The 21,285-nt window shown below is 66.2% G+C and carries 17 protein-coding genes; 8 read left to right on the plus strand and 9 right to left on the minus strand.

Annotated elements, in window-relative coordinates; translation table 11 throughout:
* The first annotated feature begins 81 nt into the window (after nt 1-81).
* Nucleotides 82-1,449, plus strand: a complete 1,368-nt coding sequence (gene glmU / locus FCE95_RS10675; protein WP_137266999.1) for a bifunctional UDP-N-acetylglucosamine diphosphorylase/glucosamine-1-phosphate N-acetyltransferase GlmU — start codon at nt 82-84, stop codon at nt 1,447-1,449.
* A 232-nt stretch (nt 1,450-1,681) separates the two neighbouring features.
* Here glmU and FCE95_RS10680 read toward each other — a convergent pair whose 3' ends face one another.
* From FCE95_RS10680 to FCE95_RS10705, 6 genes are all read right to left on the minus strand, one after another.
* Nucleotides 1,682-2,983 carry a sensor histidine kinase gene (locus tag FCE95_RS10680; RefSeq protein ID WP_425481305.1) on the minus strand — a complete coding sequence of 434 codons (1,302 nt, stop codon included), beginning with the start codon at nt 2,981-2,983 and terminating at the stop codon, nt 1,682-1,684.
* Nucleotides 2,984-2,998: 15 nt separating this feature from the next.
* A complete protein-coding gene (locus tag FCE95_RS10685; RefSeq protein ID WP_137267001.1) occupies nt 2,999-4,336 on the minus strand; it encodes a sigma-54-dependent transcriptional regulator in 1,338 nt (445 codons plus the stop codon).
* 141 nt (nt 4,337-4,477) lie between these two features.
* Nucleotides 4,478-5,713, minus strand: a complete 1,236-nt coding sequence (locus tag FCE95_RS10690) for an ABC transporter permease (RefSeq protein WP_137267002.1) — start codon at nt 5,711-5,713, stop codon at nt 4,478-4,480.
* Nucleotides 5,714-5,730: 17 nt separating this feature from the next.
* Nucleotides 5,731-7,044, minus strand: coding sequence for an ABC transporter permease (locus FCE95_RS10695; RefSeq protein ID WP_137267003.1), 1,314 nt, complete (start codon nt 7,042-7,044; stop codon nt 5,731-5,733).
* 10 nt (nt 7,045-7,054) lie between these two features.
* A complete protein-coding gene (locus FCE95_RS10700; protein WP_137267004.1) occupies nt 7,055-7,777 on the minus strand; it encodes an ABC transporter ATP-binding protein in 723 nt (240 codons plus the stop codon).
* A gap of 88 nt (nt 7,778-7,865) precedes the next feature.
* Entirely contained in the window at nt 7,866-9,068 is a 1,203-nt protein-coding gene (locus tag FCE95_RS10705; protein WP_137267573.1) for an efflux RND transporter periplasmic adaptor subunit, read from the minus strand.
* A gap of 331 nt (nt 9,069-9,399) precedes the next feature.
* On the opposite strand from FCE95_RS10705, the gene glmS reads away from it, so the two are divergent.
* Entirely contained in the window at nt 9,400-11,232 is a 1,833-nt protein-coding gene (glmS, locus tag FCE95_RS10710; RefSeq protein WP_137267005.1) for a glutamine--fructose-6-phosphate transaminase (isomerizing), read from the plus strand.
* A gap of 125 nt (nt 11,233-11,357) precedes the next feature.
* On the opposite strand, the gene FCE95_RS10715 is transcribed toward glmS, so the two are convergent.
* Nucleotides 11,358-11,849, minus strand: a complete 492-nt coding sequence (locus tag FCE95_RS10715) for a lipocalin-like domain-containing protein (protein WP_137267006.1) — start codon at nt 11,847-11,849, stop codon at nt 11,358-11,360.
* A 105-nt stretch (nt 11,850-11,954) separates the two neighbouring features.
* Here FCE95_RS10715 and FCE95_RS10720 point away from each other — a divergent pair, with 105 nt between their 5' ends.
* The gene (locus FCE95_RS10720; RefSeq protein ID WP_137267007.1) at nt 11,955-12,794 is read left to right on the plus strand and encodes a LysR family transcriptional regulator; all 840 of its coding nucleotides are present in this window, start codon (nt 11,955-11,957) and stop codon (nt 12,792-12,794) included.
* 129 nt (nt 12,795-12,923) lie between these two features.
* Nucleotides 12,924-13,883, plus strand: coding sequence for an alpha/beta fold hydrolase (locus FCE95_RS10725; RefSeq protein WP_137267008.1), 960 nt, complete (start codon nt 12,924-12,926; stop codon nt 13,881-13,883).
* 16 nt (nt 13,884-13,899) lie between these two features.
* Here the strand turns inward: FCE95_RS10725 and FCE95_RS10730 are convergent, their stop codons facing one another.
* Nucleotides 13,900-14,634: a LytR/AlgR family response regulator transcription factor gene (locus tag FCE95_RS10730; protein WP_189644726.1), complete on the minus strand. Its 735-nt coding sequence runs from the start codon at nt 14,632-14,634 to the stop codon at nt 13,900-13,902.
* The gene (locus tag FCE95_RS10735; RefSeq protein ID WP_189644727.1) at nt 14,631-15,692 is read right to left on the minus strand and encodes a sensor histidine kinase; all 1,062 of its coding nucleotides are present in this window, start codon (nt 15,690-15,692) and stop codon (nt 14,631-14,633) included. Before FCE95_RS10735 ends, FCE95_RS10730 begins: the two co-directional genes overlap by 4 nt.
* Before the next feature lie 161 nt (nt 15,693-15,853).
* Between FCE95_RS10735 and FCE95_RS10740 the strand changes: the two genes are divergently transcribed.
* The 4 genes from FCE95_RS10740 (at nt 15,854) to FCE95_RS10755 (ending at nt 21,156) form a co-directional block, all read left to right on the plus strand.
* Nucleotides 15,854-17,752: a patatin-like phospholipase family protein gene (locus FCE95_RS10740; protein WP_137267011.1), complete on the plus strand. Its 1,899-nt coding sequence runs from the start codon at nt 15,854-15,856 to the stop codon at nt 17,750-17,752.
* 45 nt (nt 17,753-17,797) lie between these two features.
* Nucleotides 17,798-18,460 (plus strand): helix-turn-helix domain-containing protein, encoded by a 663-nt coding sequence (locus FCE95_RS10745; RefSeq protein ID WP_137267012.1) that lies wholly within the window; start codon nt 17,798-17,800, stop codon nt 18,458-18,460.
* Between the two features lie 79 nt (nt 18,461-18,539).
* Nucleotides 18,540-20,051 carry an MASE1 domain-containing protein gene (locus tag FCE95_RS10750; protein WP_189644728.1) on the plus strand — a complete coding sequence of 504 codons (1,512 nt, stop codon included), beginning with the start codon at nt 18,540-18,542 and terminating at the stop codon, nt 20,049-20,051.
* A 184-nt stretch (nt 20,052-20,235) separates the two neighbouring features.
* On the plus strand, nt 20,236-21,156 hold the full coding sequence (locus FCE95_RS10755) for a hypothetical protein (RefSeq protein ID WP_137267014.1): 921 nt from the start codon (nt 20,236-20,238) through the stop codon (nt 21,154-21,156).
* Nucleotides 21,157-21,285: the final 129 nt, after the last annotated feature.

The raw sequence follows: 21,285 nt of genomic DNA on the forward strand, positions 1-21,285 counted from the left end.
GTCGGATGGGAATCTCGCATCGCTGCGCATGCTAGCAGCGCCGGCCGTTAGAATCCCGCCATCGCCCGCAACGGAACCGCCATGGCCGCGCCCCTGCACGTCGTCATCCTCGCCGCCGGCGAGGGCAAGCGCATGAAATCCAAACTGCCCAAGGTGCTGCAGAAGCTGGCGGGCAAGCCCATGCTGGCGCACGTCGTCGACGCCGCGCGCGCGCTGCAGCCCGCCGGCATCCACATCGTGTACGGGCACGGCGGCGAACAGGTGCGCGCCGCGTTCGGGGCCGAGGACGGTTTGGCCTGGGAGGAACAGGCGCAACAGCTGGGAACGGGCCATGCGGTGCAACAGGCCATGCCCGGCGTGCCGGACGGCGCGCAAGTGCTGGTGCTGTACGGCGACGTGCCGCTGATCCGCCCCGATACCTTGCGCCGGCTGTTGGATCTGCCGGGCCGCTTGGCCGTGCTCGTCGCCGAGCTGCAGGATCCGACCGGCTACGGCCGCATCGTCCGCGATCCGGAAGGGCGCGTCGCGGCCATCGTCGAGCACAAGGACGCCGACGACGAGCAGCGCCGCATCCGCATCGTCAACACCGGCATCCTCGCTGCCGAAGCCACCGCCTTGAAAGGCTGGCTGGCGGCGCTGTCCAACGACAACGCGCAGGGCGAGTACTACCTCACCGACGTTTTCGCCCAGGCCGCGGCGGAGTACACGCCGGCGGAGATGGCCGTCGTCGCCGATCCGGTGGAGACCGAAGGCGCCAACGATCCCTGGCAACTCGCTCAGCTCGAGCGCGCCTACCAGTTGCGCGCCGTGCGCGCGCTGTGCGTGCGGGGCGCGCGTTTCGCCGATGTCCACCGGGTGGACGTGCGCGGAGAAGTGAGCGTCGGCAGCGACGTGGAGGTGGACGTCGACGTCGTGTTCGAAGGCAAAGTGGAACTCGGCGACGGCGTGCGCATCGGACCGTTCTGCCGGCTCAAGGACGTGCGCCTGGCCGCCGGCACCGAAGTGCGCGCGCATTGCGATCTGGACGGCGCGGTGGCCGAAGGCGCCGTGATCATCGGCCCGTATTCGCGCCTGCGCCCGGGCACGGTGCTGGCGGACGGCGCGCATATCGGCAATTTCGTCGAAACCAAGAACGCGAAGGTGGGCGTCGGGAGCAAAGCGAACCACCTCGCGTATCTCGGCGACGCGGCGATCGGCGCGGGCGTCAACGTCGGCGCGGGCGTGATCACCTGCAATTACGATGGCGTCAACAAATCCACGACGACGATCGGCGATGGCGCGTTCATCGGTTCGAATTCGGCGCTGGTGGCGCCTGTTTCGATCGGCAAGGACGCGACGATCGGGGCGGGGTCGGTGATTACGAAGGATGCGCCGGACGGGCAGCTCACAGTCGCGCGCGGCAAGCAGGTCAGCGTTTCGGGTTGGCAGCGCCCGAAGAAGAAAACCTGAGCGCCTCGAGTTCGTAGAACGCGGCTTGCTCCGCTGCCGCTGTTCTTGACTGTGGGAGCGGCTTCAGCCGCGAGCTCCTCGCATCAGGATGCCGTGATCTGCAAGAAAGAGCTCGCCGCTGAAGCCGCTCCCACAAAAAAGCGAAGAGCCGCGCCCTATCCCTACGCTTCGCGCCGCCTATCCCTCTCCCGCAAGGGGAGAAGGGCAAAGCAGACGCTACGCTCGGAAAGCGCTAGTCGGGCAACACCATGCTCACGCACAACCCGCCGCCTTCGCGGTTGAGCAAGGCGATGCGGCCGCCGTGCGCTTCGGCGATTTCGCGCGCCAGCGCCAGCCCCAAGCCGGTGCCGTTGCGCTTGGTCGAATAGAACGGCAGCAGCGCGTTCGCCAGCACCGCTTCGTTCATTCCGCTGCCGCGGTCGAGCACGTCGATCCGCCAGCCGTCGTGCAGTCGCCGCAGCGCCAGTTTCACTTCCTCCGGCGCGGTGCCGGATTCGTGCGCGTTCTTCAGCAGGTTCAGCAGCGCTTGTTCCATCTGCGCGCCGTCGAAGCGCGCATGGCCGTCGATGTCCTCGCCGTCCAGCGAGAATTCGACTTGGTTGCGCAACTGCGCGATGAAGCGCGGCCAATGCATCGGTTCGGTGCGCGGCGAGGGCAGTTTGGCGAAGCGCGCATAGCCGCGGATGAAGCCTTCCAGGTGCCGCGCGCGGTCTTCGATGGTCGCCAACGCTTCCGGCAAGCGCTCGGTCTGGCCGCGGCGCAGCAGTTCGGCGCCGGAGTGCGCCAAGGAGGCGATAGGCGCCAGCGAATTGTTCAATTCGTGGCTGATCACCCGGATCACTTTCTTCCAGGTCTGCACTTCCTGGCGGCGCAGTTCGGTGGTGAGCTGGCGCAGCAGCAGCAATTCGTGGCGGCGGCCGTTGAGGCGGAAATGGCGCCGCGCCAGGTGATAAAGCTCTTCGTCCTCTTCGGTGCCGACCGCGAACAGGCCGTCGCCGCCGCGGGCGACGGCCTCTTGCAAGCTGGCCGGCGCATGCGCGAGCAGATCTGCGAAACCGTGCCCTTCCAGCCGACGCCCTTCGCCGAGCAGCTTGCGCGCCGCCAGATTGCCGAAGACGATGCGTCCGTCCGGTTCCAGCAGCAGCATCGCCACCGGCGTGTTCTGGACCATCGTGTCCAGCAACAGTTCGCGTTGGATCAGGCCCAGGCGTTGTTCGCGCAACGCGTCGCCGAGTTCGTTGTGCGCGGCGACCAATTCGGCCAACTCGTCCTTGCCGTCCCAGGAGAGCCCGAAGCTGAAATCGCCGTCGCGATAGCTGGCCACGGTGCTGCCCAGCGAACGGAACAGCGAGTTCATCGGCGCGAAGGCGCGGCGCACGTGATAGGCCAGCAACGGCGCCAGCAATACGACGGCGATGCCGCCCGCGGCCCAGGATTGCAGCCATTCGCGCAGCACCATCGCCAGCGCCGCCGCGGCCGCCATGTACGCCAGCGTCAGCGCGGCGAATTTCAGGCTCAGCGGGATCCGTCGCAGCCAGCGCATTGTTCGTCAGTCGCGCTTGATGCCCAGGCGTTCCAGGCGCCGGTACAGCGCCTGACGCGACAAGCCGAGTTCGGCCGCCGCCTGCGCCAGCACGCCGCCGTTGCGTTCCAAGGCGGCTTCGATCGCGTCGCGGTCCGGCTCTTCGGCGGAAGCGGCGTGGCTAGGCGCCGCTGCGGGCAGGTCGAAGTCCGCGGCCGTCAGCGTATCGCTTCGCGACAGCAGCGCCGCGCGCTGCACCGCGTTGCGCAGTTCGCGCACGTTGCCCGGCCACGGGTGGCGCAGCAGCGCGCGCGCGGCGTCGTCGCCGAGGAATTTGCCCTCGGGCAGGAAATGGCGCGCCAGCGGCAGGATGTCGTCCGGGCGTTCGGACAGCGGCGGCAAGCGCAGTTCGATGGCGTTGAGCCGGTACAGCAAGTCTTCGCGGAAACGGCCGCTGCGGATCAGCGCGGGCAGATCTGCGTTGGTCGCGCTGATCACCCGCACCTTGACGTGGCGCTCGCGGTTGCCGCCCAAGCGTTCGAAGCGCCCGGTTTCCAATACGCGCAGCAATTTGATCTGGCCGGCCGGCGTCAGCGTACCGATCTCGTCCAGGAACAAGGTGCCGCCGTCGGCGGCTTCGAATTTGCCTTCGCGCGCCTTGTTCGCGCCGGTGTAGGCGCCGGCTTCGGCGCCGAACAATTCCGCCTCGATCAATTCGGAAGGCAAGGCGCCGCAGTTCACCGCCACGAACGGTCCGTTGCGCACCGACGAATTGGCATGGAGGATTTCCGCGTACTTCTCCTTGCCCGAACCATTCGGGCCGGTGATCAGCACCGGCAGTTCGGAACGCGCGACTTGGCAGGCCAGCGACAGCACGCGTTCGCTGGCCGGGTCGGCGTAGACCAATCCGCGCAGATCGTATTCGCGCATCAACGCGCTGCGCCGGCGGAGTTCGCCGGATTTGCGGCGCGACAGCTCGTTGCGCGCCTGCGACAGTTCGAGCAGGTTGTTGACCGTGGCCAGCAGCTTGGGATCGTCCCAAGGCTTGGCCAAATAGTCGGCGGCGCCGGCTTTCACCAACTCCACCGCGTTCTCCAGGTGCGTCCAGGCCGTCAGCAGGATCACCGGCAAGTCGGGGTGGCGCTCGCGGATCGCGCGGAACAATTCCACGCCTTCCTCGCCCGAGGTGGTGTCGGCGTGGAAGTTCATGTCCTGCACCACCAGGTCGACGGGTTCGCGCTGCAACATGTCCAAGCCCGCGTCCGGCGACTCGGCTCGCAAGGTGTCGATGTCGTGCAGCGAAAACAGCAGTTCGAGCGCGGTGGCGACGGAAGGATTGTCGTCGATGACCAGAATCGTCGGCATACGGCGTCGTCGGAGGGCGAATAAGTGAGTCCGTCATCCCGGCGCAAGCCGGGATCCAGGACGTGCGAAGCGGTAGCCAGGCCTGGATCCCGGCTTGCGCCGGGATGACAGGAGGGAACGGTCAGCGCGCGGCCGCCGCCATCATACGCTGCGCGTGGCGATCGCAGGCGGCACCGCCGATGCGCGAAGCGCCGGCCCCAGCACCGAGAACTGGCCCAGCAGCCATAGCGCGATCGCGCCGACCGGCAGGTAGTACAAGGGCAGCCGCGGCAGCTCGTACTTGCCCATCAGCAGCTGGTTGATGGCGTAGGCCAACAGCATGCCGATGACGATGCCGAGCGTGGCCAGCAGGAAGTTCTCGATCTGGAAATAGCGCAGGATCTGCGCCTTGGTCGCGCCCAACGCGCGGCGCACGCCGATCTGGCGGGTGCGCTGCTGCACCCAGAAGCTCGCCAAGCCGACGATGCCTAGCGCGGTGACGACCAGCAGGCCTGCGCACACCGCGACCAGCAGCCAGGCCATCGCCCTGTCCTGCTGGTAGTACTCGTTGCGCAGCTGCTCGAAGGTCTTGCTGTCTTCCACGTCGATGATGCGGGTCGGGCCGCTCGTTTCCAGCGCCTTCATCGCGGCGCGCATCACTTCCTGGCGGCGCGAGGGGTCGTTCACGCGGATCAGGTAAGTGCCGCCGACTTCGTAAGGCACGTTGATCGGGAACATCATCGAGTACTCGACAGCCTCCGGTCCCCCCTGGTCGTTCGGACGCATCAGATGCTCGACCACGCCGACCACGCGGATCGGGTCGTCGCCCCAGGAATAGAACGCTTTGCCGACCGCGTTCTCGCCCGGGAACAGCTTATCCGCCATCGACTTGGTGATGATGGCGGACGGGATGGCGATCTTGGCGTTGGGCTCGTCCAGCTTGGCCCACTCGATGTATTCGTCCGCGGTGAACTGGCGGCCGGCGATCAGCTTCAAACCCATCGTGTCGAGCAGCGACAGAGGGCCGAAATAGGTGGTGGCGTTGAGGGTGGTTTGCTGCTGGTCCTGCTTCAGGCGCACGCCGCTGTTCCAGGACGAGCCGCCGAAGGTGACTTGGTTGGTCGACGCGGCGTTCTTGACGCCGGGAATGGCGCGCAGCACCTGCAGGTCGTTGAGCGTGATCGCGGCGGCGTCCTTGTTGTCGGCGATGCCGCTGATGCGCACCGTCACCAATTCGCTCTCGGCCTGGCCGCTGACCCGGTTCATGCGCTCGATGCGGTTGCTGATCAGGAACAGGGCGTTGCAGATGATCGCCGTGCTCAATGCGATCTCGAGCACGATCAGCGCTGCGGCGGTCTTGTGCCGGCGCAGGGTGGACAGGATGGGTCGCAGTTCCATGTTCGTTCTCCGGAAGATTATTGCGACTTCAATTGGATCGCCGGCGTCACCTGCATCGCGCGCCAGGCCGGCAACAGGCCGGCCAGCAGGCTGGCGAGGATCGCCAGCGCGAAGGTGGCCAGCAGCATCGTCGGGTTCAGGTGCGCGAGTTCCGCGTAGCTCGCCGGCTGCTGGCGTACCGCCCACAGGCCGAGCAAGGCGAGTCCCAGGCCGAGAATGCCGCCGGCTAAGCCGACGGTGCCGGCTTCGATCAGGCACTGCACGAAGATCTCGCGACGCGAAGCGCCCAGCGCCCGGCGCACGCCGATCTCGCCGCTGCGGCGCAGGAACTTGGCCAGCAGCAGGCCGACCGTGTTGAGCAGGCACACCGCCAGGAAACCGAACGCCAGCCAGGTCTGCAGGCGCACGTCGGCGGGCACGACCTTGCGGTAGTCCAGCCATTCCATGACGTTGCGCAACCGGGTGTTGGTCGGACGCTCGAAGCGCCCTGAAGCGCGCTGTTCGTCGGAGTAGTTGATCAGGTACTGCTTGTAGGCCGAGACCTTCTCCGCCGAATCCAGCTCCACCCAATACTGGAGCCAGGCGCAGGGCGCGTTCAGGCCTTGCGAACCCTCGCCGTCCTCGTTTTTGGTGTCGCCCCAGCAGTTCATGTTGCCGCTGCTGCCGAGCTTGAGCGCGCGCGAAGTGGAGAAAGGCACGAACGCCTGCTCCAGTTCGCCGTAGCGGTCGGAAGTCATGTCGTAGAAACGCGGCGTCGGCCTCCACGAATCGAGCACGCCGATGATGCGGAATTCCACCTGGTTCATCCGCAGCGACTTTCCGACGCTGTCGGCTCCGCCGAACAGCTTCTCGTTGAGCTGTTTGGAGATCACAGCCACGCGGGCGCGGGCTTCGTCGTCCTGCGCGGTCCAAGCGCGGCCGTACTTGAACGGCACCTCGAACATGGGGAAGAAATCGGCCGAGGCGTAGCGCGAGGTGATCGTGAACGGGGTCAGGCCATGTTTGTCGGGTTCGATCGCGAGGTTGCCGCCGGTCATCACCGCCTGGCGGTCGCCCTTCTTCTCGCGCAGCATCTTTTCCGCGTCGAAACGCGTCATCTGGTCCTGCGGCTCTTCGCCGGCGACGTAGCCCTGCTTCCCCTCCGGATCGATCTGGGGATAGAACAGCTTGGCGCTCTTGGCCGGGATCGGATCGCCGGACAGGATGTAGAACACGGTCAGCGTGGTCATGCTGGCGCCGATGCCCAGCGCTATCGCCAGCACCATCAGCGCGGTCAGCACCTTGTTGCGCTTGAAGCTGCGCAAGGCGAGATTGAAGTAGTAGCCGAACATGGCGGCGTCCTCAGGCGGTGGTGTTGGCGGAAGCGTGGCCGTTGGCGTGCATCAGGCCGCGTTCGGCCACGATGTCGGTGGCCATGCCGTCGACGATGTGTACGTTGCGCTGCGCGCGCGCCGCCAGCTCCGGATCGTGGGTCACCATCACGATGGTGGTGCCTTGCGCGTTGATCTCTTCCAGCAGCTCCATCACGCCGCGCGCCATCTGCGAATCCAAATTGCCGGTCGGTTCGTCCGCCAGCAGCAGGCGCGGGCTGCCGGCCAGGGCGCGGGCGATCGCGGCGCGCTGCTGCTGGCCGCCGGACAGTTCGGCCGGAAAGTGGCGCATGCGCGAACCCAGGCCGACCTGGCCCAGCGCGTCCTCGATCCGCAGCTTGCGCTCGGCCGCGGGCATGCCGCGGTAGCGCAGCGGCACGTCCACGTTGTCGAACAGGTTCAAGTCGGGGATCAGGTTGAAGCTTTGGAAGATGAAGCCGATCTTGCGGTTGCGCAGCTTGCTGCGCGCGTCGTCCGACAGGCCGCGCACGTTCTCGCCGTCCAGGACGTATTCGCCGCCGGTGAAATCCTCGAGCAGGCCGGCGATGTTGAGGAAGGTCGTCTTGCCCGAACCCGACGGACCGGTGACGGCCACGAATTCGCCCTCGCGGACGTGCAGGTCGAGCGAGCGCAGCGCGTGCGTCTCGACCAATTCGGTGCGGTAGACCTTGGAGACTTGGCGCATGTCGAGCATGTCGTTCTTCCTTCTGGCGGGTTCGGTTTCGGTGCGTGGTGTGCGGTTGGATGCGGGATGGCGGCGGCGGGCTTAAGCCCGCCCTACGTCAATTGATCTTTATTTTTTCGGCGTCGCCGAACTGGTCGCCGCCGGAAACGACGATGCGCTCGCCCGGCTGCAGGCCGTCCAGGATCTCGACCTCGCTCAGGCTGCTGACGCCGGTGCGGATCGGGCGGCGCACCGCGCTGCTGCCGTCGACGACGTAGGCGTAGCGGCCGCCGCCCTGGTCGACGAAGGAACCGCGTTCGACCTTCAGCGCGTTGCGGCGGGTGTCGAGCACGATGCGCGCGCTCAGGCGCTGGTTCTGGCGCAAGCCCGGCGGCTGCTTGCTGTCGAAGCGCAAGCGCGCGGCGACTTCGCCGTTCACCACTTCGGGCGACACCGCAGACACCTTGGCCGGGAAAGGTTCGCCGCTGCCGCTGGTCAGCTGGCCCGGCATGCCGATCGCCAAGTCGCGCGCGAAGCTCTCGGGCACTTTGATCTCCACCTCGAACACGCTCAGGTCGACCACGCTCAGGATCGGCGCGTTGATCGCTACGTTCTGGCGCTGGGTGATCTGCACCTGGCCGACTTGGCCGTCGAACGGCGCGCGCAAGGTCAGCGCGTCGACCTGGCGCTGCAATTCGGCGACGACCGCTTTCTGGCGATCGGCGAGCAAGCGCTTGTTGCGCGTATCCAGGCCCGCGCCCTGGCCCTGCAGGCCTTCGTCCTTCTGCGCGTGCTGCAGGCCGACCTCGGCCTTCTTCAATTCGTCCTGCGCCTTGGCCACGTCCACCTGCGCGACCGCGCCGCCTTGGAAGCCGCGTTGGTAGCGTTCCAGGTCGCGCTGCGCGGCGACGCGTTCGATCTCGGCCTGGTCCAGCGCCTTGCGCGCGGTCGCGCGCGAAAGCTGCGCATCCAGCGCGGCGCGGCTGGCCTCGGCTTCCAGGCTGGCCAGCGTGGCTTCTTCCTGCATCAATTTGCTGCGCAGTTCGGGGCTGTCGATCTCGGCCAGCGGCTGGCCTTTCTTGACCGCATCGCCGGCGACCACTTTCAGCGACACCGTGCCGCCGGCGATCGCGTACAGGGTGGGGCTGTTGGCTGCGATCACCCGGCCGTCGGCGGCGATGTCGCGGACCAGGTCGCCGCGCGTGACCTCGGCGATGCGCACGCGCGAGCTGTCCACCGAACGGGCGCCGGCGCTGTAGCCGCTCACGACCCAGGCGCCCAGCAGCAACAGCGCCGCTACGCCGCCGCCGACCAGCAACATGTTCTTGCTGGGCAGCTTGCGCGTTTTGGCCGGCTTGCCGCGGTCTTGGCCGGAGGTGTCGCGGATGCTGCCGACGGGGCGATCCTGGCCGGACGTGTCGCGGATGCCGATCGTGCGATCTTGGGCGGAGGTGTCGCGGATGCTCATTCGTTCCCCGGGGCGATAAAGTCCTACCTCGGTTTAAGCAAGCGGCATGCCAACATGCAAGCAATTGATTGCGTTCGAATTTTAGCTGTACGGTAGGTGTCCGGACGGCGACTGTCCGCGGCCGGCGGACGGCCGTACGGCGCCGCGCTCGTTAAACTACGCACTGACCAAACAAGGATTCGCCATGTGCGGCATCGTCGGCGCGATCGCGGATCGCGATGTGGTTCCGGTCCTGATCGAAGGGCTCAAGCGCCTGGAATACCGCGGCTACGATTCGGCGGGCATCGCGGTCGTCGATAACGAAGACGTGCGCCGGGTGCGCCGCACCGGGCGCGTCGCCGAAATGGAAGCCGCCGCCGCGGGCGAGAACTTCCACGCGCCGCTCGGCATCGGGCATACGCGCTGGGCCACGCACGGCGGCGTCACCGAAGGCAATGCGCACCCGCACATCAGCCATGGCGAGCTGGCGCTGGTCCACAACGGCATCATCGAGAACCACGAACAGCAGCGCGAACGCCTGCGCGGCTTGGGCTACGCCTTCGAATCGCAGACCGATACCGAAGTCATCGCCCACCTGATCCATTACTACCAGGCGCAGGGCCACGATCTGCTCGCCGCCCTGCAGCGCGCGGTGAAGGAACTCGACGGCGCCTACGCGATCGCGGTGATCAGCAAGCGCGATCCGCAGCGCATGGTCTGCGCGCGGATGGGCTGCCCGCTGCTGATCGGCCTGGGCGAGGGCGAGAACTTCATCGCCTCGGACGTGTCCGCGATCGTGTCCGCGACGCGGCGGGTGATCTTCCTCGAAGAGGGCGACACCGCCGAAGTGACCCGCGAAAAGGTGCGCGTGTTCGACGCCGCCGGCACCGAAACCCAGCGCGACGTCCACGTCTCCGACGTGTCGCTGGCTTCGCTGGAGCTGGGCCCGTACCGCCACTTCATGCAGAAGGAGATCCACGAGCAGCCGCGCGCGATCGCCGACACCATCGAGGCGATCATCGACGAGAACAGCTTCGCCCCGGCCTTGTTCGGCGCGGACGCCGAAGCGGTGTTCCGCGACATCGAAGCCGTGCAGATCCTCGCCTGCGGCACCAGCTATTACGCCGGCCTGATCGCGCGCTATTGGATCGAATCCATCGCCGGCCTGCCTTGCGCGGTCGACATCGCCAGCGAATACCGCTACCGGCAAGTCGTCGCCAATCCCAGGCAATTGATCGTCACCATCTCGCAGTCGGGCGAAACCCTGGACACGATGGAGGCGCTGAAATACGCCAAGTCGCTGGGCCAGGAGCGCACGCTGTCGATCTGCAACGTGCCCGAGAGCGCGATCCCGCGCGCCAGCAAGCTGGTGTTCTACACCCGAGCGGGCGCCGAAATCGGCGTGGCCTCGACCAAGGCCTTCACCACCCAGCTGGTGGCGCTGTTCGCGCTGACCGCCACGCTGGCCAAGCTGCGCGGCCGCTTGGACGCGGCCCAGGAAACCGAATTGCTCGAAGCGCTGCGCCACCTGCCCGGCAGCGTGCAGCACGCGCTGAATCTGGAGCCGCAGGTCGCGGTGTGGTCCGAACGTTTCGCGCCCAAGCAGCACGCGCTGTTCCTCGGTCGCGGCGTGCATTACCCGATCGCGCTGGAAGGCGCGCTCAAGCTGAAGGAAATCTCCTACATCCACGCCGAAGCCTATCCGGCCGGCGAACTCAAGCACGGCCCGCTCGCGCTGGTCGACGCTGACATGCCGGTGGTGGTGATCGCGCCCAACGACAAGCTATTGGAGAAGGTGAAATCCAACATCCAGGAAGTGCGCGCGCGCGGCGGCGAGATGTTCGTGTTCACCGATCAGGACAGCCACTTCAGCGAATCCGAAGGCGTGCACGTGATCCGCACCCCGCGCCACGTCGGCGTGCTCAGCCCGATCGTGCACGCGATCCCGGTGCAGCTGCTGGCCTACCACGCCGCGCTCGCGCGCGGCACCGACGTGGACAAGCCGCGCAATTTGGCCAAATCGGTGACCGTGGAGTAGCCGGCGGCGTTTTTTTGCTTTCGTAGAGTCGAGCCTGCCCGACTGCTCTTCGTTCCGCCGCGATGCAGCCGCATGTGCGCGTATCGAGCAAAGCAGTCGGGCAGACTCGACTCTACAAAGCCGATTCAGTCGATCTTGCGCCACACCGAAATCGGAACGCTCCCGTCCGGCCGCACCGGTACGCGATAGCTGAGCACGCCGCCTTCCAGCGTGTACGTCCGCTTCTGCGCGACGCCTTCCCAGTTGGGGTAGGAAGCCCCTTCGATCCGGAACACGAGGATCCCTTGCTCGGCGTCGACGGACACCGTGCCGTAGTGCGTGCTGGAACCCAGCGCCGCCGATGCGAATTCGTCCGCGCTGCCGTCGTTCTTGTCGCCGGCGAAGCGCAGCCGCTCCGACTTGAAGATCTGCAGCGAATAGCGGCCTTGCGCGTCGACGATCAGCCGCCCTTTCGGGGTCTGGCCGTAGTCGCGCACCTGCTCGCCGCCCGGCAGGATCTTGTCCGCGGCGACCAGCGTCCACGTGCCGCGCAGCGGCGATGCCTGCGCTTGCGGCGGCGAGGCTTGCGCGGACATCGCGGCGAGCGTCGCGAACGCCATGCCGATCAGAGGCTTCATGGACGATTCCTGTGGTGATGACGGAAGGCCAGGCTACGCCGGTTGATAGATTCTAAAAATGCATCTATAAACATATCAGTCATTTCAAAGTCTAATCTTGCCCCGATGAAGACCCTGGACATCGATGCGGTACGGGCTTTCGTGCTGGCCGCCGAGCTGCGCAGCTTCACCCGCGCGGCGGATGCGCTGGGCACCACCCAGTCAGCGATCAGCCTCAGGCTGCGTCGCTTGGAGGAACAGCTAGGGCGCCGCCTTTTGGAGCGCACGCCGCGGCAGGTGCGCTTGTCCGCCGAGGGTCTGGCCTTCCTCGACGCGGCGCGCGAACTGATATCGACCCACGACCGCGCCGCGGCGGCATTCGACGCGGAACAACGCCGTTTGGTCGTCGGCATCAGCCATCAACTGGTCGGCGCCGAATTGCCGTCTTTGTTGCGCCGGATGTGCGACCACGATCCCGGCCTGCGCATCGAAATGCGCGTGGCCGGCACCGGCGAGTTGATGCGCGCCTACGAACAGGGCGGCCTGGATGCGGCGCTGGTGCTGCGGCCCGACGACCGCCGCAAGCAAGGCAAGCCCGTGTTCGCCGAAAGTTTTTCGTGGTTCGCCGCCGTCGGGTGGAAGCCGCATGCCGGTTCGCCGCTGCCGCTGGCGACGCAAGGCGAGCCGTGCCGGGTGCGCGGCGCGGCGGTGCGCGCGCTGGACCGCGCCGGCATCGCTTGGGACGAAATCTTCGTCGGCAAAGGCGCCGCCATCGTCGGCGCCGCGGCCGCGGCGGGCCTGGCGGTAGCGGTGCTGGCCAAACGCGCGGCGCCGCCCGGCACGGTCGACGTCGGCGCGGCGTTCTCGCTGCCGCCGATCCCGGCGCAAGACGTGATGCTCTACAGCGCGCTCAACGACCGGCGTTCGCGCGATGCGTTGCGCGTGCTCGCGTTGGCGTTCCAATGAATATCCTTTCGTTTCGCGCCTGTCGCTCGCGCCCGAATTTCTGTCGTTCGTCCCCGATGCCTTGATTGCGCGAAACGATCGAGGCATCAGTGCGACCCGAAGGCCGCCGCTTGCGGCACGGGAGCCGAGATGAACCGACGAGATTTCCTGGGAACGTGCGCGACCATCGCTGCGGCCGCGGCTCTCCCCGCTTGCCGCACGGTTCCGGGCGGGGGCGGGACGACGCTGGATGCCGCGGCATTCGCTTCGCTTCGCCGTTTCGCGCAAACGCCTTTCGGGCGCATCGCGTACGTGGAGCGGGGGCGAGGGCCGGCGGCGTTGTTCCTGCACGGACTGCCGTTGAACGGGTTCCATTGGCGCGGATCGATCGAACGCCTCTCGCCCTATCGGCGATGCGTCGTTCCGGATTTCATGGGGCTCGGTTATACGGAAGTTTCGGGGCAGCAGGATCTTTCGCCTCAAGCGCAAACCGACATGCTCGCGGCGTTCCTCGACCGCCTCGCGATCCCTTCGGTCGATCTGGTCGCCAACGACAGCGGCGGGACGATCGCGCAGCTGTTCGCGGCGCAACACCCCGGCCGGGTGCGCACCATGCTGCTGACGAACTGCGACGTCCACGAAAACTGCCCGCCGCCGCAGATGCGCAATTCGATCAACGCGGCCAAGGCCGGCACTTACGACCAGAAGATGCAGCGGCACCTGGACGACCGCGTCTACGCCCGCTCCGAGAAGGGCATCGTCGGCTCGGCCTACATGGACCCGGCCAACGTCTCGGACGAAACGATCGACTACTACTTCCGGCCGCTCGTCGAATCGCCGCTGCGCAAATCGCAGCTCAACCGCTACTTGGCGCAGCTCGATCCCAATCCGCTGCTGGCGATCGAGCCGACGCTGCGCCGGTTGGACACGCCCACGCGCATGGTGTGGGGCACGGGCGACGCGCTTTTTCCGGTGGTGTGGGCGACGTGGCTCGATAAGATCCTGCCCGGATCGCGTGGCATCCGCCTGGTCGAAGGAGGGAAGCTGTTCTGGCCGGAGGAGAGGCCGGACGTGGTCGCCGAAGAGGCGCGGAAGCTTTGGAGCGTTTAGCCGAACGCTTCGGAAGTCATGAGGCCTCGGATAGGCCGAGGCCCGCGAGCCCGATTGCCTTTCGCAATTTATCGCGGTAGCTGCGCCCGCCGGACAGTTTTTGGCCGTTGTGCAGGCGAAGCAGATACTGCCCCGACGGCAACAATTCCACATCGCGCACGGCGCCGATGCGGACCACGCGCGAGCGGTGGATGCGCACGAACTGCGCCGGATCCAACTTCGCCTCGATCGCGTTCAGCGTTTCGCGCGCCAGGTGCCGCTCGTGCCCGCAGTGCACCTCGACGTAGTTCGCGCTTGCGAGCAGCGAATCGATGGTCTGTACCGGCACCAAGCGCTGGCGCGCGCCCGCATGAAGTAGCAGGCGCTCGGGATACGCGGATCCGCGCGCGGCCAAGCGCGCCCGCAGGCGCGCGAGCGTGGCCTGCAGGCGCCGCGTAGTGAAGGGTTTGAGCAGATAGTCGACCGCATCGGTTTCGAATGCGTGGACGGCATGCTCGGAATGGGCGGTCACGTACACCACGCAAGTGCCCGCGGTGGCGTTCGCCGAGACGTGCAAGCCGTCTATCCCGGGCATGCGGATGTCGAGGAAGGCGACGTGTGGTCGGTGCGAGCGCAGGGCCGCGATCGCGGAAGCGCCGTCCCCGCATTCCGCGACCACTTCGACGCCGTCCTCGTCGCGCAGCAGTCGCGATAGGCGCGCAAGGGCCATCGGTTCGTCGTCCACCACGATCGCGCGGATGCGTCCGCTCATGCCGCCTCCGGAAGCCGTTGCAAAGGCAGGTCGATGCGAACGCAGGTTCCGTTGCCGGGCGATGTCTCCACTTCGAAGCGGAAGTCGTCGCCGTAGAGGCATTGCAAGCGCGCCCGCGCGCTCGCCAGCCCTAGGCCATGCCCCGGCGCCGCTGCGGCTTCGCCGTCTCCGTCGTCGGAAACTTCGAGCAGCAACCGGTTCCCGTCGCCGCGCGCGGCGACTTGGATGCTGCCGGGCGCCAGGCGCGGAGCGATGGCGTAGCGGATCGAATTCTCGACGAGAGGCTGCAACAAGAGCCGCGGCACCGCGGCCGAATACAAGGATTCGTCCACGTCCAAGCGGAAGCGCAATCGCGGCCCCAATCGGACCTGTTCGATCCCCACGTAATCTTCGATCAATTCGATCTGCTCGCCCAACGTCGCCTGCTGCGCGGCTCCGCCGTCGATGCTTTGCCGCAGCAGGCCGCCGAGCCCCACGACCATGCGGTCGGCCGCCGCCACGTCGCGATGCATCACCTCGCTGATGGAGTGGAGCGCATTGAACAGGAAATGCGGGTCGAGCCGGGCCGAGAGCGCTTCGAAACGCGCCTGGGACAGTTGCGACTCCAGTTCGGCGTGCTGTCGCCGGCGCGCCCCTTCGCGCTGTGCGAACAAGAGTGCGTGCGCCACGCCGATGATCATCCAGGCCGTAAGCAAATTGCTGAGGAAGCTGGTGCGGAGCAGGGCGGGCCAGCTCGGCAGCTGTTCGTGCCAGCCGATCCACGGATTGATCGCCGCAACGCACAAGGCGCGGGCCACGATGATCCCGGCGACGGCGAGGGTCAGCCAGCCGATCGACCGAAGCATCGCACCGCGTTCGATCGGATGGCGGCCCACCCACCAGAAGAGAAACAGGGTGAAAGGGATCCACAGCGCGGCTTTGGCCATCTCCGTGCGCAACAAATAGGACGAGGCGACCTGCCCGGAAAAGGCCTCGTACATCTGCCCCGTCCACACCAGTCCGGTGAGCAGCCACCAAGCGCCGACTGCCAACCATGTCAAAGCGGTCCGTCGTTGCATACCCGACACGCTAGCCGTGTGCGCCATCTCTCGAGAAGGCATCGCGCCCAGCATATCCGGTGGGTCGCGACGAAGCATCTGCCGGCGACGTTGAGTTGTCCCAAGCGGGCTGCGACCATGGCGCGTCGGCATCGCGCCGCGGCAGGCGCAAGGAGAAGGCAATGAGCGACGGGCTGCCAAAATACTGCGACTTGGTGATGAAAGGCGGCATCACCAGCGGCATCGTCTATCCCAATGCCGTGCTGGCCTTGGCCGAGGAATACCGGTTCAAGAACATCGGCGGCACGTCCGCCGGCGCGATCGCCGCGGCCGTGTCCGCCGCTGCCGCGATGGGCGAACGCGTGCGCGTTGCGGGTGCGGAGCGCGATCCGAAGCTGGGTTTCGAAGGCTTGGCGGCCGTTTCCAAGCGGTTGTCGGCGGCGGGTTTCATCTATGGCCTGTTCCAGCCGGCGCGCGGCGCGAAGAACGCTTATCGGCTATTGGTGATGTTGGCCGGACACGCGCCGCCGTGGCGCAAAGGCTTGGCGGCGTTGGCCGGCGTCGCCGCGATCGCTCCCGTGGAGACTTTATTGGCCTTCGCCACCTTGACGGGCCTGGGATACGGTGTAAGCGGTTGGCGCGGCGCCGTTGCCGCGGCATTGCCTTCGTTGTTGTGCGCGTGGGCGGCCGGCGGCTACTGCGCTTTGCAGCGCGTCGCGCGGGTGATCCGCAAGAACCAATTGGGGTTGTGCTCCGGCTCGCGCGTCGACGGCGACAAGCCCGCATTGACCGAATGGATGCACGAGGTGCTGCAAGGATTGTCGGGCAAGCCGCTCGGGTCGCCGCTGACCTTCGCCGATTTGCGCGGAGCGCCGCGCTACGACGGCGAACCGCAGACCGAGCACGCGATCAATCTGCAAGTGATCACCACCGGCGTCTCCCACCGCGAACCGCGCACGCTGCCGTTCGAAGGCGCGAGCTTCTGGTTCCTGCGCGAAGAGTTCGATCGGCTGTTCCCGCCGCCGGTAGTGGATTGGATGGCCGCGCAGGATCCGGCGCCGGTGCAGGCGCAAGGAAAAACCTATTACCGCCTGCCCGCCGATGGGGAATTGCCGGTACTGGTGGCGGCGCGCATGAGCCTGAGCTTTCCGCTGCTGATCAGCGCGGTGCCGTTGCACGAACCGGCGCGCTGGGAACAGGCCTCGGCGCGCACCGACGCGGACAGCGCCGCGCCGCCGGAAGAAAGCATGGCCGCGAGCACCGAGGGCCTCACCACCGGCGGCGAACGCGGCGGCGCCCAGATTTCCGCGTTCCGCATTTGCTGGTTCTCCGACGGCGGGATCAGCAGCAACTTTCCCATCCATTTGTTCGACGCCGCGTTGCCGCGCTGGCCCACGTTCGCGATCAACCTCGTGTACCCGAAGTCCGACGACGCCCGCCGGCGGCGTTCGACGGATGGGGACGGCCAACAGAGCATCGAGAGCGCGGTGTTCTTGCCGACCGAGAACAACAAGGGCTGGCAGCGCACTTATCAGTCCATCGCCGATCCCAGCGCGACGAAGGAAGTGTCCGGCTTCTTGTTCGGCATCGTCGCCGCCATGCAGAACTGGCGCGACTTGCTGCTGGCGCGCGCGCCGGGGCAGCGCGACCGCATCGTCCACGTTTCTTTGGACGGCGACGAAGGCGGCATGAACCTGGACATGCCGCAAGCGGTGCTGACCCGCATTTCCGACAAGGGCACCGCCGCAGGCCGGCGCTTCCGCGACTTCTCGTTCGAAAACCACTACTGGGTGCGCTGGCGCAATCTGGCGTCGGCGTGGCAGCGCTACACGATCCAGGTCGCCGGCAGCGCCGACCCCGCGCGCCGCGTGCCCGCCTATGCGCAGGCTTACGCGCAGGCCGCGCCGGAAGGTCCGCCGCCGCCGTCCTATAAGTTCTCCTCCGAGGCCAAGCGCAAGGCCGCCGAGGGCTTGCTGATGCGATTGCAGGAACAAGGCGAGGAGTGGGCCGATCTGGGCCCCGATCTGACCGACGGCGCGCCGCGTCCGTTGCCGCAGATGAAGATCACGCCGATCTACTAGCGGCCGCGGCCTGCGGTGCAAGACCGTTTCGGCTAGCATGTTTCCATGAACAAGTACGCGACCACCCTCGCGCGCGCGATGGAAGCCAAGAGCATGCGGATCGCCGCGCTCGCTCGTGAGGTGGGCAGTTCCGCCAGCTATATCTCCCAGTGCAAGGCGGGCAAATTGCCGCTGAGCGATGCATTCGCCGAAGAGGTGGCGGCACTACTCGGCGTGGCGCCGCAGGACATCAGCGAACAGTACGCACGCAAGCTGAAGGCTGGGGCTGCTCTGGAGAGTATGGGGGTCCGCTCCATTGCGGCGGCGCTCCCCCGGGGACACGTTCGCTTGGAGCCGCTGGCGGAATTCGGCCCGTTGATGGAGGGCATGTCCTATGTGGTCATGCCCGAGGCCCTGGTCAGAAAGAAAATCGGTTTCACCCCGCTCGAGCAAGTCCGTTACGGATTCAATCCTTCCAAGGCGATGGCCCCCGACATTGAATACGGCGCGCTGTTCCTTGCGGACGCGTCGCAAACCGCGCCGGACGAAGTCATCGACGGTATGGTATACGCTTATCGGCTGTACGGCCGGCCCAACGTCCGGCGGTTGCTGGTGCGCAAGCGACGGCTATATGTAGGCGGGCACAACGCGTCGGCCGCCCCTACGCTACTGTCGGACGACGACCTCGAGCAGTTGAGCATCGGCGGATTGGTGATCGGAGCTTATTAGCGGACGCCACGGATGCGGCGGTTGAGGAAAGGGGATGTTTAAATTATTCACGCGTGCCGACGCCGAACTGCGTTGGCTATTGGGCATCGGCATCGCCGCGGCCTACGCTGTGTGTTTCTTGTTGCTGCGCGGATATTCGCAAGACCAGTGGTACCTACCCGCGGGCCTGCGCGTGGCGGTATTGCTGCTGTTTCCTTACCGCTACTGGCCGTATCTCATCTTGGGCGACGTCGCCGCGGTGCTTTGCTATCGGACGAAGCTTATCCCGGAACACGGGATGGGCTGGGTTGTCGTCTCGACTGTGACGATGATGCCGGCGGCCGCACTGGTCGTCTATGCCCACAAGCGCCGGATCGAAGCCGGCCGCCTGCATTGGTACCCATCGCTGACCTTGTTGTCGGCATTGTCGGTGTCGGCGGTGAACGCCGTGTCCGGATATTTTTTGGCGACCGGGCTCGAACCGTTCAAATTGGAGAATGCACTCCGCCTGGTGATCGGCAATTATCTCGGCATCCTGGTGCTGACCCCACTGGGGGTTCTTTATCGGTCAGGGAACGCCGTTGCGCCGCTATCGCCCAATTTTTGGCCTAACGCGATCGGCGCTTTCGCGGCCGTCGCCGCTTTGTTCGCGGTGGCGGCGGCATGGCCAAGCTTGCTGCCCGCGCACCAGCATGGCCTAAAGATGCTCATGCTGATCCCCGCCGTGGCATTGGCGTTGCTGCACGGATGGCGCGGCGTAGCTGTCGGCGTGGCCATGGTCGACTTGGCCATAGGCTTGTTCACGATGCAAAGCCCGGCCATCGTCGGCGAATACGATCAGGACGTGTTCCTCACGCAGCGCGGCTTCGCTATGTCGGCAACCGTCTTGTTCGGATTCTGCGCGCTGATTACGCAATGGCGACCGACAGGCCGCCACGACAACCATCGGCAACAAGCCATCGCCATCGCCCGGTCGAGCCTAGCGGCCAGCGAGCGCGAGCTGGAGCGGCGAACCCAGGAGCTGACCGAGCTTGGCGATTCGGTCCGCGAAAGCTATTCGCATGCAGCGCGTTCGTTGCGCGAACACGGCCATCATGAAGCGGCCATGGCCATCCAAAGTGATGGCGTGCAGCGCGCGCGCGAAATACGCAACCAGCTTACCCTCCTCTATCCGGTCGAGATCCGCTCGGTCGGTCTTTACGGCGCGCTCGGCAGCGGCATGATCGCCGATATCTGGCGCCGCAACGGCAAAGTGGTGCGCAGCCTGCGCGGCGATGCGGGTGCGTTGAGCTTCGACCTGCAATTGGCCGCGTACCGGACCATCTGCGACTTGGTGAGCCTTCTGCAGCAGACGGGGCACCCGCACCTTGCTTTGCGGGTACGTTGCGGCCAGAGCGGCCGCTGGAGCTACCTCGCGGCTACGATCACGTCGGCAGACAGCGACGGTGCGCCGTTCAATCACGAATTCGCGATGTTGGAAACAGGCTATATCGCGAGCCGGGTACTGGCCTATGGCGGCGTGGTCCACCGCCGTGAGCATCGCATCGCTTTCATGATGCGCGAGGCTCTCGGCGCGCGCGCATCTCCGATCGGATTCAGCTGGTCCGTATGAGCTGGCCGCACTGTTGACTTATTACGATTACTGATGCTAAATGACCGCGACGCCGCTTTCTCGCGAATGCGTCGTCCGCAATAGGGGTATCGGAACTTTTTTGACCGCAACGCGTCGCCGAGCTTCGGCGCGGCGGCGAAGGCGTACGCATGCCTGTTAGCGCGGTCCGTCGAAGGGAGCAATCGTGAATAGGAAGTGGTGCTTCATGGCCCTGCTGGCCCTGTCGGCAACCGCGCAGGCCGGCACCTGCGAGAGCGATTTCCAGGCCATCGGCGACCCGCGCAATGGGATGATGTTCATGGGCACGGTCAAGAAGGCCGGGTTGGGCATCGGCAGCGCATTGGGCCAGTTGCAGAAGATGGCGGCGGACGAAGGCTTCGAGATCGGCAACGAGTCGATCGTAGGCGATACCGGCGAGGTGCTTTTTACCCGCAACCGGGACGTCAAGAAACCGATCGTCTACCGCGCCGAGGCGAACGCCGCAGGCGAAGTATCGTTGGGCGTCAAGCTGGCCCGCGGACAGCAGATGAACCCGGACGAGGTGCGCAGCAAATTCTGCGGGATGCTCAATGCGCTTGCGCCCGGCAAGCAAGGCGACGCGATCGCCGCCGCCGCGAGGGCCAAGTCCGGCTCGGGACAAATCATCGACGCCGAAGCGCCCAAGCTGTCCGCGGAAATCGGCCGCGACATCAAGAAGATCATGGCCGGGGTGAACAGCAAGGGCGTGCTGGGCAATCTGCTGATCGGCAGCACCGATTATGCGACCGCGGGCGAGCGCAACGAAGCCTTCGCGCCGGTCCGCGCCAAGTACATGGGCCGCAGATACCGGATCGACGGGCAGGTCTATACGACATCGAAAAACACGTACGGCGCGAGCGTGATGCAGATTGCCTACCTGGTCACCCAAACCCGCGGACTGCTCGGCATTCGCGACAGCTCCACCTACAACAGCAATAACTTCGAGATCCAGTGCACGCTCGCGCCGGACCAGGCCAAGTTGTACCTCACCCTCGAAGAGGGCGACTGGGTGAAGCTGCTGGGGACGGTGGAATACATCGATACCGAAGGCATGCGGCTGAGGGATTGCCGACAGGCGCCGGGTTGAGCCGAGCGATCCAGACGGTAACGACGCATAGAACGATAGGATCAAATCTCTTAGGGGATGAGGTATGCGCACTAGGGCGATTCAAAGGATTGTCGCTGATTCATACGCGGCATTGATGATGTCGTTCGC

This window comes from Luteimonas gilva (assembly GCF_005239095.1).
GTDB lineage: Bacteria > Pseudomonadota > Gammaproteobacteria > Xanthomonadales > Xanthomonadaceae > Luteimonas_C > Luteimonas_C gilva.

What these genes read in the sequence shown, in the direction of transcription:
- FCE95_RS10690 (WP_137267002.1), bottom strand. Translation starts at nt 5,713, where the DNA reads ATGGAACTGCGACCCATCCTGTCCACCCTGCGCCGGCACAAGACCGCC.
- FCE95_RS10685 (WP_137267001.1), bottom strand. Translation starts at nt 4,336, where the DNA reads ATGCCGACGATTCTGGTCATCGACGACAATCCTTCCGTCGCCACCGCG.
- FCE95_RS10700 (WP_137267004.1), bottom strand. Translation starts at nt 7,777, where the DNA reads ATGCTCGACATGCGCCAAGTCTCCAAGGTCTACCGCACCGAATTGGTC.
- FCE95_RS10695 (WP_137267003.1), bottom strand. Translation starts at nt 7,044, where the DNA reads ATGTTCGGCTACTACTTCAATCTCGCCTTGCGCAGCTTCAAGCGCAAC.
- glmS (WP_137267005.1), top strand. Translation starts at nt 9,400, where the DNA reads ATGTGCGGCATCGTCGGCGCGATCGCGGATCGCGATGTGGTTCCGGTC.
- FCE95_RS10720 (WP_137267007.1), top strand. Translation starts at nt 11,955, where the DNA reads ATGAAGACCCTGGACATCGATGCGGTACGGGCTTTCGTGCTGGCCGCC.
- FCE95_RS10735 (WP_189644727.1), bottom strand. Translation starts at nt 15,692, where the DNA reads ATGCAACGACGGACCGCTTTGACATGGTTGGCAGTCGGCGCTTGGTGG.
- FCE95_RS10705 (WP_137267573.1), bottom strand. Translation starts at nt 9,068, where the DNA reads ATGTTGCTGGTCGGCGGCGGCGTAGCGGCGCTGTTGCTGCTGGGCGCC.
- FCE95_RS10730 (WP_189644726.1), bottom strand. Translation starts at nt 14,634, where the DNA reads ATGAGCGGACGCATCCGCGCGATCGTGGTGGACGACGAACCGATGGCC.
- FCE95_RS10745 (WP_137267012.1), top strand. Translation starts at nt 17,798, where the DNA reads ATGAACAAGTACGCGACCACCCTCGCGCGCGCGATGGAAGCCAAGAGC.
- FCE95_RS10715 (WP_137267006.1), bottom strand. Translation starts at nt 11,849, where the DNA reads ATGAAGCCTCTGATCGGCATGGCGTTCGCGACGCTCGCCGCGATGTCC.
- glmU (WP_137266999.1), top strand. Translation starts at nt 82, where the DNA reads ATGGCCGCGCCCCTGCACGTCGTCATCCTCGCCGCCGGCGAGGGCAAG.
- FCE95_RS10740 (WP_137267011.1), top strand. Translation starts at nt 15,854, where the DNA reads ATGAGCGACGGGCTGCCAAAATACTGCGACTTGGTGATGAAAGGCGGC.
- FCE95_RS10725 (WP_137267008.1), top strand. Translation starts at nt 12,924, where the DNA reads ATGAACCGACGAGATTTCCTGGGAACGTGCGCGACCATCGCTGCGGCC.